This window comes from Acidovorax sp. BLS4 (genome assembly GCF_032929295.1).
Taxonomy (GTDB): Bacteria; Pseudomonadota; Gammaproteobacteria; order Burkholderiales; family Burkholderiaceae_C; genus Paracidovorax.
In genome coordinates this window covers 4,775,729-4,789,295 of the sequence record NZ_CP136797.1, presented here as the reverse complement: position 1 = coordinate 4,789,295, position 13,567 = coordinate 4,775,729, and the positions used below count along the sequence as shown (strand labels likewise).

The window sequence follows — 13,567 nt, the reverse complement described above, 5'->3', positions numbered from 1 at the left end:
CCACGGTCACACCGCCCAGCAGGCGCAGCCCAGGGCGCCCCAGAAGCCCTTCAGGTCGGCAATCGGCAGCCGGCTGCTCCAGGCCGTGGCGTGCTGGTGGCCGTGCACGTTGCAATCGTTGGCGCAGGCGCACGCGGCGGCGGCGCGGCGCACCACGGCCTGCAGCGGCGCGCCCTCCTGCGTGCCCCAGCCGGCATAGCCGCCGAAGGCGCGCACGGGCGACCAGTCGGGCATGGCGGGCGGCGGTGCCGCGTCGTCGAAGCGGGCGAAATCAGCGGCGCCATACACCACCTTGCCGCCCACCACCGTGAGCAGCGCCGTGGTGTCGGCGATCTCGGATTCGGGGCAGGCGAAGAAGTCGCGGTCGGGCACGGTCAGGTCCGCCAGCTGGCCGGCCTGGATGCGGCCCTTCTTGCCTTCTTCGTTGCTGAACCAGGTGACGTTCTCGGTCCACAGGCGCAGCGCGGCCTCGCGGGTCAGGCAGTTGCGCTGCGGCGTGATCTGCAGGCCGCCCACGGTCTTGCCGGTGATGAGCCACGACAGCGACACCCACGGGTTGTAGCTGGCGACGCGGGTGGCATCGGTGCCGGCGGAAACCTTCACGCCCTTTTCCAGCATGCGCTTGACGGGGGGCGTGGCCTCGGCCGCGCCGGCGCCGTAGCGCTCGACGAAGTACTCGCCCTGGTAGGCCATGCGGTGCTGCACGGCCACCCCGCCGCCCAAAGCGGCGATGCGGTCGACGGACTTTTCCGAGATGGTCTCGGCATGGTCGAAGAACCAGTTCAGGCCGGCCAGCGGCGTGTCGCGATCGACCTTCTCGAACACGTCGAGTGCGCGCTCGATGGTCTCGTCGTAGGTGGCATGCATGCGCCAGGGCCAGCGGTTCTGCGCCAGGATGCGCACCACGCCTTCGAGGTCGTCCTCCATCTCGGGCGCCATGTCGGGGCGCGGCTGGCGGAAGTCCTCGAAGTCCGCCGCCGAGAACACCAGCATCTCGCCCGCGCCGTTGTGGCGAAAGTAGTCCGTGCCCTGCTTGTATTGCGACGTGGCCGTCCAGTTCAGGAAGTCTTCCTTTTCCTGCTTCGGCTTCTGCGTGAACAGGTTGTAGGCCAGGCGGATGGTGAGCTGATCGGCATCGGCCAGTTCCTGGATCACCTGGTAGTCGTCGGGGTAGCTTTGGAAGCCGCCGCCCGCATCGATGGCGCCCGTCACGCCCAGGCGGTTCAGCTCGCGCATGAAGTGGCGCGTGGAGTTGACCTGGTATGCGTGCGGCAGCTTGGGGCCCTTGGCCAGCGTGGCGTAGAGGATGGCCGCATTGGGCTTGGCCAGCAGCAGCCCGGTGGGATTGCCGGCTGCATCGCGCACGATCTCGCCGCCGGGCGGCGCGGGCGTGTCGCGCGTGTAGCCCACGGCGCGCAGCGCGGCGGCGTTGAGCAAAGCGCGGTCGTACAGGTGCAGGATGAACACCGGCGTGTCCGGCGCCACGGCATTCAGCTCGGCGATGGTGGGCAGGCGCTTCTCCGCGAACTGGTGTTCGGTGAACCCGCCCACCACGCGCACCCACTGCGGCGCGGGCGTGACCGCCACCTGGCGCCGCAGCATGCCCATGGCATCGGCCAGGCTTTTGACGCCGTCCCAGCGCAGCTCCATGTTGAAGTTGAGCCCGCCGCGGATGATGTGCAGGTGGTTGTCGATCAGGCCCGGCAGCGCGCTGCGGCCGTTCAAGTCGATCCGCCGCGTGCCCGGCCCGGCCATCGCCAGCACGTCGCGGTCCATGCCGACGTGGGTGAAGCGCCCCTGCGCGATCGCCACGGCACTGGCCGCGGGGTTGGCGCGGTCCAGCGTGGTGAAGCGGCCGTTGTACAGGATCAGGTCGGGAGGGGTGGGCGGGGTCATGGGCAGGCTCCTTGGGGGATCGGCAATGCGAAGGGTGCGCTCTTTTCAACCCTCGTGGGCGTTGAACATGGCCTTGGCATAGGTGATGCCCAGGCCGTAGCCGCCGCCGAACTTTCTGGCGATGCTGGTCGTCATGTCGTACGTGTCCGTGCGCGCCCAGTCGCGTTGCAGCTCCAGCAGATACTGCAGCGCCGTGATGGGCCTCGCACCCGCCTGCACCATGCGCTCCATGGCGCGGTGGTGGGCCTCGGTGGAGATGTCGCCGCTCGCATCGGCGATCACGTACACCTCGAAGCCCTGGTCGAGCGCCGACAGCGCCGGGCCCACGATGCACACGCTGGTCCACAGGCCCGCCAGCACGATGCGCGGCTTGCCGATCTCGTTGATGCGGCGGATCACGGCCTCGTCCTCCCAGGTGTTCATCGACGTGCGGTCCAGCAGCGCCTGGCCGGGGAACGGCGCGGTCACCTCCTCGAACATCGGGCCGCTGAAGCTCTTTTCCGCCACGGTGGTCAGGATCGTGGACACGCCGAAGCCCGCCGCCGCGCTGGCCACCAGGCCGGCGTTGGAGCGCAGCGTGATCGCATCGATCGAATGCGTGGCGAAGGCCATCTGCGACTGGAAGTCGATCATCACCAGCGTGTGGTCCTGCGGGTTCAGCAGCGTGGCGCCGGGCGTGGCGGTGGCGACGGGCTTGGCGGCGGCGTTGATGCTGGTGGCGGTGGCGGTCATGGCAAAACTCCTGGATGGATCGAGTGAATGGAGGAGAGAAAACAAAAAACGGGGAATCGAAAGACAAAAAAGAAGGCAGGCGGGGCGGCGGTGCCGCCGCCCCTCACCGGTCAGTGCGGCATGGCGGGCAGCTCGTTGGGGCGCAGGTCGAACACCAGCACCTCGGCACCTTCGCCCCTGGCAAAGCGCAGGGCGCCAGCGTCGCGGATGCGGGCGCCGTCGCCTTCGGACAGGCGCTCGCCGTTCACCTCCAGGCTGCCGCGGGCCACGTGCACATACACGTTGCGGCCGGGGCCCACGTCCAGCTCGGCGGCCTCGTCGCCATCGAACAGGCCGGCATGCACCCGGGCATCCTGGTGCACGGCCAGCGAGCCGTCGGTCCCTTCGGGCGAGATGATCAGCCGCAGCCGGCCGCGCTTTTCGGCCTCGCTGAAGTGCACCTGCTGGTAGCGGGGCGTGGCGCCGGTCACGCCGGGCACGATCCAGATCTGCAGGAAGTGCACGGGCTCGTCGGCCGAGTGGTTGAACTCGCTGTGGCGCACGCCGGTGCCGGCGCTCATCATCTGCACGTCGCCGGGGCGGATGACCGAGCCGGTGCCCATCGAATCCTGGTGCTCCAGCGCGCCTTCCAGCACATAGGAGAAGATTTCCATGTCGCGGTGGGGGTGCGTGCCGAAGCCCTTGCCCGGCGCGACGCGGTCGTCGTTGATGACCAGCAGGTCCGAAAAACCTTGCTGGTTGGCATCGCGGTAATGGCCGAACGAGAAGGTGTGGTGCGAATGCAGCCAGCCGTGGTTGGCGTTGCCGCGCTGGTGGGCTTTGCGGATGTCGAGCATGGTGCGTTTCCTTTCGGTTTCTTCGATGAAATTCACACTGGGTGCCTGTCGCTGAAATCGCCTCGATTTCATTGGGCTTCAGTGCTGCGGTGAAGAAAGTATCCCGCGCCGTGATGGGGCGCAGGTTGAAAGGTTTGGCCGTTCATCATCGATAATTTCGATGATTCAATCTCCCGGCCTGCCCCCATGCTGAAACTCACCCTCGAAGCCATCGAACTGGTGGACGCCATCGCCCGCCACGGCTCGTTCGCCGGCGCCTCCGAGCGCCTGCACAAGGTGCCGTCCACCATCTCCTATGCCATCGGCAAACTGGAGGAACAACTCGGCATCGCCCTCTTCACCCGCAACGGCCCGCGCGTGGCGCTCACGCCCGCGGGGCAGGAGATGCTCAAGGAAGGCCGCTGGCTGCTCACGGCTGCGCACCAGCTCGAATCGCGCATGCGGCAGATCGCCACGGGGTTCGAATCGGAGCTGCGGCTGGTGCACGACTCGCTCATCCCCACCAGCGCGTTCAACCAGGACATCTGCGCCTTCGAGGACCTGCACTGCGGCACGCGCCTGCGCATCGGCTGCGAGGCGCTCACGGGCACCTGGGAGGCGCTGCGCGACGGCCGCGCCGACATCGTCGTGGCGGCGGGCGAAGGCCCGGCCGGCGGCGGCTACAAGGCGGTGGCCGTGGGCAGCCTGGCGTTCGTGTTCTGCGTGACGGCCACGCACCCGCTGGCGCAGCTGCAGCGCCCGATCACCCGCAGCGACCTGCTGGACCACACCGCCGTGGTGGTGGGCGACGGCGCACGGTCGCTCACCGACCGCACCGTGGGTCTGCAGTCGGGCCAGCGCCGCATCACCGTGCCGTCGATGCAGGCCAAGATCGCCTGCCAGGCGGCGGGCCTGGGCCACGGCTTCCTGCCGCGCGCGTGCATCCGGGTGGAGCTGGAGACGGGGGTGCTGGTGGAGCTGCCGGTGGAGGAACCCCGCCCCGACGAGACCTTCTGGCTCGCCTGGAAACCCGAGCACATGGGCGAGGCGCTCAAATGGTGGCGCCAGCGGCTGGACCGGCCGCTGCTGCCGGGCATCCTGCCGCAGTGAGGGCGCCGCCGACTCGGCCGATCACGGCGGCAAGCGTCGCTGCGACGGCCGATTCCCGTCAGGGGGGTGCCAGCCGCTGCGGGAATTTGCGATAGATCTTTTTCAGCACCCATATTTCCCCGCATTCCAGGACCAACCACAGCGGGAAAAGCGGCATCACCATAAAGATGAAAAACACCCGCAAGGGAAAATAAAGGAGAAAAAACATCCCCACATAAAACCCGTGCCGCGGCTGCTTGTTCCTGATGAAAAACAGGATGAAGACGAGAAAAGCCAGGCCCGAAGTCAGAAGGACGTGGGCGCCCAGCAGCAGATAGGCCATCGCCTTGGGCAAATAATCATGGGCGGCCACCCATTTGGGCAGCAGTTCCTGAAAGGCCGATGCAACCATCGACAGAAAGAACACGAGGATGCCCAAGCCCAGAACGGCGAATGGAATCCAACACGCGTAAGCCATCCATTTCGAAGGGGCCTGCAATGCTTCGGGACGCGGGTTCTTCATCAATTCCAAATTCTCCTGGGGTCGTATTTCCATGCCGAGGGGTCCAGGGGCACAGGATTCGGCCATGTACCCTGGGGCCACAAATTACCGCCATAGAAGTTTTTGCTGACTCCGGATTCGGTGAAGGCCTTGTCGTGGTACGCATCGATTTCATTGCCTTGCGTACAGCCGTTTTGATCGACCTTGCCCGCGGCCTGCGCCGCCTTGTCCGAGGCGACCAGTTTCCCCCGGATGCTCGTCAAAACCTCGGACTGCTTGAGCGACTTTCCCTGGATGGCGGACTCTGCGACGAGGGCCGTTTTGACCACCGCGTTCACACTCATGTTTTCGCCCCGGCATATCAATGCCCCGGCCGGGTAATAACTGCATTGGGGCTTGCTCTTCGCCATGTCATCGTAGTAGCTGCAAACTGCCGTATCCCCTTTGCCATCGAACGATGGAAGGGACGGCATCTCGATATTGGTCCACTCGAACAGGCCCAGCGGATCAATGTACTGAACGGGATTGACCGGATAGGTACTGGGATGCACGCCGCCAGACAATCCAATGGGATCCTGCGTGATGTACTGCCCCAGGTGAGGGTCGTAGTACCTGAAGCGGTTGTAATGCAGCCCGGTCTCGGCATCCAGATCGGAGCGCCGCTGGAGTTGACGGATGCCCAAGGGCGCATCGCCTGGGCGGCGGATTACAAGGTGTGGGGAGAAGCTACATTGCGGACCATCGCGAGGACGGGGACGGATGACCGCCTTATCCAGCGTCGAATGGGGCATGGGCCAGGAACTGACCACAGCAACGGTGCTAGCAGCAGTTCATCCGTCCCGCCGCCCATTGAGCAACCCTTCCGTTTCCAAGGCCAGCAGTTAGATGAGGAAACCGGTCTGCATTACAACCGATTCCGATACTACGATGCGGCTGTGGGGAGGTTTGTTAGCCAAGATCCGATTGGATTAATGGGAGGAACAAATGCTTCGATATATGCGCCAAATTCTATTAATTGGGTTGATCAATTGGGACTGCGCTCGAAAAGAGATCGACGCAAGTGCCCTTGCGAAGACAAGAGAACATGCGATGAAATTTATAAAGATGCATTAAGCACTTCAATCGGAAGAAAAGAAACACAGGGATCAAGAGGGGTGCTGGAGAGAGTGGAGCATTTGCAGGAAGACAAACTCGATCTATTCCGAAGAGCTAAATCTGAAAGCTTTAAAGGGAAAGGGGGATCACTTGATGGCGTTGGCACTTGGGATGGACACTTGAACGCCGCAAACGAAGTTTTAGAAAATCTTAAATATGATATCGAGGCTTATGACACCAAAGGATGCGGATCAAGCCATAAAAAGCTCCCTCAAGCCACTAGAGATGCCTCAAGAATAAATATCCCAACCGTACCCGGAAGATAACATGCCAGAAAGCATCATTGATTTGGGAATTTTACTCAGCCTTAAATGCTCTATTGACGCCCTACTTCCAAACATCGAAGAAATAGAGAAAAACAATATCAATGAAAAAGCAAGGGGGATCCTAAAATCTCATAAAAAAAACCCCCAGGAAATTTTAAAAGCCCCTTCGAATCAAAAAACTCTCGAAAGAAAAATTAGTGCAGAAGTTTTTCAAAATCTTAATCAAACTACCCTAAAAAGCCTAAGAAGATATATAAACAGGCTTGATAAGGGATTTTCACACTCAACACAAAAAATTCCCCAAATTGAATTAATAAAAAAACATATAGAATGCATACAAAATCTATCGGGGAACACTTCCTACGATGATGAGATAATAGAAATTATATGCAGGATCGAAGAAAAAAATATGGAAAACTCTTTTTCCATTTATGAAGGCATCACAGGAAGCGCAACCGAGCCCACAGATCAATGGGATGAAGAGATAGTATCAATCTTCGACGAAGAGTACGATCACCCATATATAGAAACATTAGCAATGAAACTTAAACCAGCATGCAATGAATTTAATATTTTGTATGACTGGAAAAGATTTTTAAAGCCCATAGATTACGAGAAATTAAGAGATTTATTTTTAAAATCCATATCAGTCAAAAATATTGAAGATATTATTCTTCCATATTAATCTTGGCTGATGCAGTTAGAAGCAAAATAATATTAAGGGCGGCTTCAAAAGTGAAGTCAAAGCTAGAAGTAGTCACTACTCGTTCGGGTCGCCTCCTTCAACCTGCGGCCAAAATTCAAGGCTTTGCAGATGCAGTGAGTTGCACCCTGCAAATTGGGAAAGCCACCCGCTTGACGTCTAAGCGCTTGCCTATCCAACAGCCATTTGCTATGTATTTAATAGCGACCGAGCCAATCAGAACTACGGCATCGAGCACCTTTCATCCTCTTCCTGAACTGATGTGATTTCACCGATCCATCACCGCTGCCAAGTGATGGTATCGAAGGCATGTTCCATCAAGGCAAGTGCCGAAGACACCTTCAATCGCCTTTGGTCGAAGCTGATTCGGAGTGCGGCAGCAGGCATGAGGAGTAATAAGGCCAGTGCAGAAGCGTTCTCTTATCCCCCTTCGCGCTGCCACGCCCCGTCGGCCTTTCCGGTTAGGCAGCAGATGAGGCTGACTTGGCCCTCGCCAGAGCCGCGCACCGCGCGCCGATGACTCCCTGCGTGGCACGCGCCTGTCCATGGTGGAGTTGCAAGTCCAGCCATATCGGCTGCCAGTTGCTAGAGTCTTACAACCTGATCACCCAAATCCAGGACACTATCAACATGGAGCACCGAGCACTGCAGAAGTAGTACAAAGGAAACAGCGCAAATTTCACCTTGCGCTGGGAATTATATAAAAACTGTCCAATAGAAAGATGGTAGGCATCGGTTTGCAATTGATGAAATTTAAATAATTCTTTAGTCTAGAAATAAAAATGACGTCGTAGTTCATTGGACTGGAGAAAAATCCCGAGCAAACGTTTCCAAAGGGATTTCAAAACATTTGAAAAGCGACCACCAATTGCACAAAAAAGGGGTAAAACTTGATTAATGAATATATTATCACTACACCACCATTTTGGACAAGCTTCAGCACGGATATTTCAAAAAATGGCGAGCATATCTTTATTGAAAATTTTCACTTCAAAATCGAAGGGGTGACATTATCCGATCCAAACCAAACAGCTATTTTAGGAACGTATATTCTTGATTTGCAAAAAGAAAAAACAGAAAAATCTCTACAAGAGATAACAGAAAACTCAGAATATTTTGAACATGCATTTAACGCGACATTAACACCAAGCTCCACTCGTGAAGAAAAAATTCTTCAATTGCTAGAGAAGAAATATTCAAACCACAAGATCCTAAATGGCCCGGAATTCTTTTCGGGCTACTATGGATATCTAATAAAACTTAGGGATGAAGACATCTTCATTGGTGGATGCAAAGAATCCTTTACCACATCAATTTCCATCACGGTCAAAACATCCAAAGATAGCTATAACAAGCACACTCAAAAAATACTTGAATGCCTAATATCAACAATTAAAACAAAACAACATGAAGATTTCTTAACATTCAAAAAATCTTACGGAGATTTAGACTTTTTACCGTCTAAATCGATCAACGAAATATCAGAGAAGGCCATTTTACTTATTATAAAATTTTTTCACGAAAACAATCTTACAGTCAAATCAGCAACAGACAAAAATTATTCAACCAAATTGAAATATTCTGATCTAAACGAATTGGGATGGGAAGCAAGCAAATTTACAGAAAAAAAATGGCTGCATACAAAAACAGCTAAAAGTGGCAATCCAGATTTCAACGCGTTGAAGAAAGAGATCGACACTCTTAAAAAGAAACTGGAAATTAACTGAGATTTCAAGTACTCGGCTACAGGAACAGCGGTGCGGCACACGGCCTGCTACCTGGCGCTGCGCGTTGTGCCATTCGGCGGCAGCCTCAAGGTGTTCAGCCCAAAGATCCAGGCACTCCAGCCTGGCCAGCAGATCACTCTGTCAGTTCAAACAGGGTTCCTGCTGTCGCAAGCCCAATACGAGGCGATTGCGGACCGCTCCAACACGGTCCAGGAGACCAACGAGGCCAACAACCGCAACAAGGGCCAGTTCGGCGGAAAGCCCTGAGGCAAAGGAGTGAGTCTGGCCCGCTGGATGGACGACAGCAGGCCCAGCCGGACTTCATCACGATGGCAGCCGGCTCCGTGTGCAGCGCGTGCAGGCATCCATTGGCAGTGGTGCCACCCGCGTCGGCGGATGGCACCGCAAGAGGCGCCTGCACAAGTGCTTCACAGCCCAACCATTTCGCATTTGGCTGGAGCAGCTATCGGTGTCATGGTCAAGGCCAGGACTCCGCCCCGCGCCGGTCGGCGTGGCGCGGATCGCCCCATCAAGTGAAGTTCAACGACCGAACATTCGCGCTCGTTCTCACATCGTGGCGCACGCCCATCATTCCGTTCACGCCCCTCACGTCGCTGGCCGACTGTTCGTTGGCATTGATCAGGAAGCGCGCTTCCCGGTAGCCGGGGTCTTTGTGGATCGTGTCGATGTCGCGCTTCGCTTGTTTGGCACCTTCCTTGTCGCCCAATTTTTCGGACAGTTCGCGGTCCGCTTCCAGCAGGTTGCTGGCATCCACATGGCTGGGGCCCCATTCCCAGTACAGCTGCGAGGTGCCCGTCATATCGCGGTGTTGGCGCAAGTGGCCGGCGAATTCGCCCAGGATTTTCTTTTCGGTCTGCACGGCCTGGTCGCGGTCGGCGCTGTGCCGGGCGGGAAAGAACTTCTTGGCTTTGTCTTCCGCAAAGTTTTCGAGGTCGGCCGCCAGGTTCTGCACGAAGTCCTTGCTGGTGACCAGGGTCTGGGTGGCAAAGCTCGTGGGCAGTTCCTTTTCGTCGTACAGGATGCGGGTCGTGGTGCGCGTTTCGCCGTCCCTGAAGAAATCGGTGGACATCGATCCGATATTGGCAACCGCCAGCGATGTCATGCTGGTCACGGCGTCGGCCGCGACTTCGCCCGGGGCGGGTGTCGGGGCGGTGGCGCCTTCGATCAATCCGCTCAATGCGGCCAGAGCCCCGGTGGCGCTGGCTTTGAACGCTTTCGATTCGGACTCACGGATGACCTTGAGCGTGCCGGAGGTGTCTTTGTATTCGAGCGTCCCCAGGCGCGTTTCGCCGGCCACGCCGGCTTGCGGCAGCCCCACCCGCAGGCTGCCGATGGTGGCACCCGCGCCGGCCGACGAGCTTCCCGTAAAGCGATGGTCTTTCTGCCGGACCTCGAAGGCACCGATGGAAATGGCATCGCCGAACTCCTGGTAGGCACGCTTGACGAGAGAGGTTTTGTCTTCCGGGTTGCCGGGCTCGTGGTAGGGCCCCGCCTTGTCAGGCACACCGATCAGCAATTTGATGAGCCGCGCTTTTTGCTGGGCCAGGTCTCGGTCGCCGCCCACGCCGCCCGTCTTGTGGCGCGGAAATCCGAACACGGCGCCTTCTTGCTCCAGCAGCTCGAAGCTGTGGCCCACGTCACCGCCGATGGAGGCCGAAAAAGAGGCGGCCTCTTCCTGGCCGAGACGGAAGCCGAACGAGGCACCCGCCCCTTCCTGATTGCGGCGGACGGTCGATACGCTCATGCGCAATGAACTGCGGTCCGTGGACACGCCGGACTCGAAGGAAACGATGCGCGTGCGCCCGCCCCCTAAGTCCGCGCGAACCGACATGGTGGCGCCGGACAGGACGCCCGAGATGACTTCGCTCACGTTGCGGGTGGTGCCCTGCGTGTTGCCGGCATTGGCCAGCGAAAAGCCCGAGCCCAGTTCTTCGCCACGGATCATGGAGGCGAGGATTTCTGCGGTTTCAGCGCGGTTTTTGCCTTTGATGGGCGTATTGGCCGGAACGCGGACGTCTTTGTTCACCAGCCGGTCGAACGCGGTCGAGAACGACTTCCAGTCCGGCTGTCCGTCCTCGCGGTTGAAAGTCCGCATTTCCTGCACCGACTTGGCGTCGGTGGGGCCTCCTGCATCGCCGGCCCAGGCGAGCAGCCGGGCGGGCGTCAGCGGAACGTTCTGCTCGGCCAGGGCTGCCGTCAGCAGTTCCTGCACCTGATCGGCGACCGCCACCTCCTGCGAAGCAGACTCGGGCAACTGGATGGCGGCGAGCACGGCCGTGCGCACCTGCGCAATCGCGCTCTCGGAAAGGTTGTCGCCCCGCGCAAGGCGCGGCAGCAGCAGCGCTTCCGTCTTGGCACGCTGAAGGATCTCAGATCGCACCATGTTGCGCAGCAGCGTGCCACCGGCGCCAGCGTCGTCCAGCAGCGCCTGACCATCCACCGCGTTTTGCGCGGTGGGCAAGCCCGCGTCTCCCGCACCGCCGCGGGCTTTAAGGGTGGACTCCAGCACGTCCACCATGTCTTTCATGGCGCGGCCTTCGTGAATGCCGCCGATGTGCGACAGCTCGAATCCCATGTTCTGGCCGCGCGAGGACACGATGGCGTCGTACCCGTAGAACGGGCTTTTGCCGTGGTGCAGCGTGCCGTAGCGCAGCGTGTCTGCAATGCGCTGAAAGCCGGTGCGCGATGCCATGGCACGGTTCAAATGCATGCCCATGGTTTTGGAGGCCCGCGATTCGACCTTCTGGAATTCGCTCTTGGTGCCGTCGGGATTGCGGGGCTTGTCGGTCAACATACCACCACGGACCATCTGCACCGCGTGACGGCATCCATGGACTTCCTGGATGGCGGGGTCGAGTTCGTCGCGCACGGCCAGCAGCGCTTTTTCGGCCAGAGTGAGCGAGGAGCCATTGGCAATCGGGGCACCCGCGCGGCCTGGCCAGCCATTCGGCGTGGCCCGAACGGCGTCGCCCAGTTTGCCGTGGGCAAACATGCTGCTCGGGTCCAAGGCCGGTGCGTTTCTGCCAGCGGCGCGTGCCACCTCGGCCGCAGCGCGCAGGTAAGCGAGCATCGGGCCGCGTTGCGCATCCGTCAGGGCGGGTGCGCCCTCGGCGGCGCCATCGGGCCTGGCGGTGACCTTGATCAGCAAGTCCATCCCCTTGCCACCTTTGAGGCCTTCGATTTTCGCCGCGAAGTTCCAGGCCAGTTGCACATCGGCCGTGATTTCCTCGGCGGGGCGCGGCGTGAGCAGGTCGCCCACCAGCCGGACCTGGGGCAACGCTTGCAGAATGCGTTGGGCCTGCGCCGGGTCTTTCTCGTTGTGGAGAGCCAGCGCCTTGATCAAGACGTTGGTCTCTTCTGACGACATTCCGGCGGCCTCTTTCAACTGCATGACGCTTGCCAGCAAGGCCGCTTTCTGGTCCGGCGGACCGTTGAATTGGCTCGTGATGATCCCATTGATCGTCGATTCCTTTTTCAGCCTGTGAAGCGCAGCGCCTTCCTGGGGCATCGTGCGGCCCACGCGCGGGGCGGCATTCTGCAGTGTCTTGGGCACCTTGGGCGGCTCGACGCCGTCCTGCCCGAGGAAGCTGCCCATCTTGGGCTTGGCCGACGACACCTTGCTCTGGAAAGGGTTCCAGACAGGCGATACCGTCGTGCTGGAGAAGCCAAAGCCGTGCTTGAACGCACCTTCCTTGAGGCCCTCGGTGACCTTCTTGAGCTTGGACAGCCCACTCTGGCGCCGCATGTCCTGGTCCGGCGTGGCTTGGACGACAGGCTCTTCGTTGGCGGAAGCCACGACGGAGTTCTGGCCGTCATGCACGCTGTTGCCGTCACCACCGCCACCGCCACCAGTGCCTCCTCCAGGCGGCACCACCGTACCCATGGTCGGATCGACAAACTGAAGGGATGAATCCTCATCGACGACTTCGATTTCATCATCGCCGCTGGTGAAAATGCGTTTGGGGTCGGTCTCGACCTTCGAATCAGGTCCCCCTCCGTCAGAGGATTTTTTTGTTTCCGTCTCTTCCTTGCCAAGCCCGTCGGAGAGGACATCGTTCTCTGCACCCGCCTTTTTTGGCAGGGGCTGCTTGCCCTTTGGATCGGTTTTTGAGCCTCCCGACGTTGTCGCGTCTCCCTGAAGATCCGATGCGCCCTTCGTGGGGTCTGAGGCTTCGTTTTCTTTCAATGCAAAAAGCTCTACCAACGAAGGGTTGCGATTCCTGCCGGAGTTGGAGGTCCCCCCGCTGAAGCCGCTTTCGCCGGCATTGCGAGAGGATTTGGGGATTGGTGGTGCCTCCGATTTTGCGGAAGGTTTCGGCGTTGGCGATGCCTCTGTCTTCGACGACTTGATGCCTACCGCCTTTTTCAGATTGCTGGCGATCTTCGCCTTGATCGATTTATGCTTTTTTTCCTGGCCCGGCAGTCTTGCATCGTTGGGTTCTCCCGATGCGTTGCTCCCCGACTGGCTTTCCCTGCGCGACAACGGCATTCCACCGGAGTCCAGGCGCTTGCTGGATCTGCGAGGCTCTCGGGTCTCCTGGGGTTCTCGCGGGTGTTGGCCCGCATCAACGTCCGAGGGCCGCACGCCGCATAAGTTGGGAAATCGCATCGCATCGCTCCAAAAAATCGTTGGCAGGGTGGTGCGTGCACGGCACCCACCA

At 59.4% G+C, this 13,567-nt stretch carries 11 protein-coding genes; 5 read left to right on the top strand and 6 right to left on the bottom strand.

Annotated features, from left to right (window positions below; translation table 11 throughout):
- Positions 1 to 6: 6 nt before the first annotated feature.
- The 3 genes from R1Z03_RS22080 to R1Z03_RS22070 form a co-directional block, all read right to left on the bottom strand.
- Entirely contained in the window at positions 7 to 1,896 is a 1,890-nt protein-coding gene (locus R1Z03_RS22080; protein ID WP_317355194.1) for an amidohydrolase, read from the bottom strand.
- A gap of 45 nt (positions 1,897 to 1,941) precedes the next feature.
- A complete protein-coding gene (locus R1Z03_RS22075) occupies positions 1,942 to 2,628 on the bottom strand; it encodes a hydrolase (protein WP_317355191.1) in 687 nt (228 codons plus the stop codon).
- 110 nt (positions 2,629 to 2,738) lie between these two features.
- A complete protein-coding gene (locus tag R1Z03_RS22070) occupies positions 2,739 to 3,464 on the bottom strand; it encodes a pirin family protein (protein ID WP_317355187.1) in 726 nt (241 codons plus the stop codon).
- Positions 3,465 to 3,650: 186 nt separating this feature from the next.
- Here R1Z03_RS22070 and R1Z03_RS22065 point away from each other — a divergent pair, with 186 nt between their 5' ends.
- Positions 3,651 to 4,553: a LysR family transcriptional regulator gene (locus tag R1Z03_RS22065; RefSeq protein ID WP_272549336.1), complete on the top strand. Its 903-nt coding sequence runs from the start codon at positions 3,651 to 3,653 to the stop codon at positions 4,551 to 4,553.
- A 58-nt stretch (positions 4,554 to 4,611) separates the two neighbouring features.
- Here the strand turns inward: R1Z03_RS22065 and R1Z03_RS22060 are convergent, their stop codons facing one another.
- Together R1Z03_RS22060 and R1Z03_RS22055 are read right to left on the bottom strand one after the other, a co-directional pair.
- On the bottom strand, positions 4,612 to 5,058 hold the full coding sequence (locus R1Z03_RS22060; RefSeq protein ID WP_284407380.1) for a hypothetical protein: 447 nt from the start codon (positions 5,056 to 5,058) through the stop codon (positions 4,612 to 4,614).
- Positions 5,055 to 5,717: an RHS repeat-associated core domain-containing protein gene (locus tag R1Z03_RS22055; protein ID WP_317355183.1), complete on the bottom strand. Its 663-nt coding sequence runs from the start codon at positions 5,715 to 5,717 to the stop codon at positions 5,055 to 5,057. The genes R1Z03_RS22060 and R1Z03_RS22055 overlap by 4 nt, the downstream gene beginning before the upstream one ends.
- Here R1Z03_RS22055 and R1Z03_RS22050 point away from each other — a divergent pair.
- The 4 genes from R1Z03_RS22050 (at position 5,703) to R1Z03_RS22035 (ending at position 9,152) form a co-directional block, all read left to right on the top strand.
- The gene (locus tag R1Z03_RS22050) at positions 5,703 to 6,455 is read left to right on the top strand and encodes an RHS repeat-associated core domain-containing protein (protein ID WP_317355181.1); all 753 of its coding nucleotides are present in this window, start codon (positions 5,703 to 5,705) and stop codon (positions 6,453 to 6,455) included. The genes R1Z03_RS22055 and R1Z03_RS22050 overlap by 15 nt on opposite strands.
- A gap of 1 nt (position 6,456) precedes the next feature.
- Complete coding sequence (locus tag R1Z03_RS22045) at positions 6,457 to 7,140, top strand: hypothetical protein (protein ID WP_317355179.1); 684 nt, start codon at positions 6,457 to 6,459, stop codon at positions 7,138 to 7,140.
- 908 nt (positions 7,141 to 8,048) lie between these two features.
- Positions 8,049 to 8,885, top strand: a complete 837-nt coding sequence (locus R1Z03_RS22040) for a hypothetical protein (protein ID WP_317355177.1) — start codon at positions 8,049 to 8,051, stop codon at positions 8,883 to 8,885.
- Between the two features lie 30 nt (positions 8,886 to 8,915).
- Positions 8,916 to 9,152 carry a CARDB domain-containing protein gene (locus R1Z03_RS22035; RefSeq protein ID WP_317355174.1) on the top strand — a complete coding sequence of 79 codons (237 nt, stop codon included), beginning with the start codon at positions 8,916 to 8,918 and terminating at the stop codon, positions 9,150 to 9,152.
- Positions 9,153 to 9,414: 262 nt separating this feature from the next.
- Here R1Z03_RS22035 and R1Z03_RS22030 read toward each other — a convergent pair whose 3' ends face one another.
- Positions 9,415 to 13,395: a hypothetical protein gene (locus tag R1Z03_RS22030; protein WP_317355172.1), complete on the bottom strand. Its 3,981-nt coding sequence runs from the start codon at positions 13,393 to 13,395 to the stop codon at positions 9,415 to 9,417.
- Positions 13,396 to 13,567: the final 172 nt, after the last annotated feature.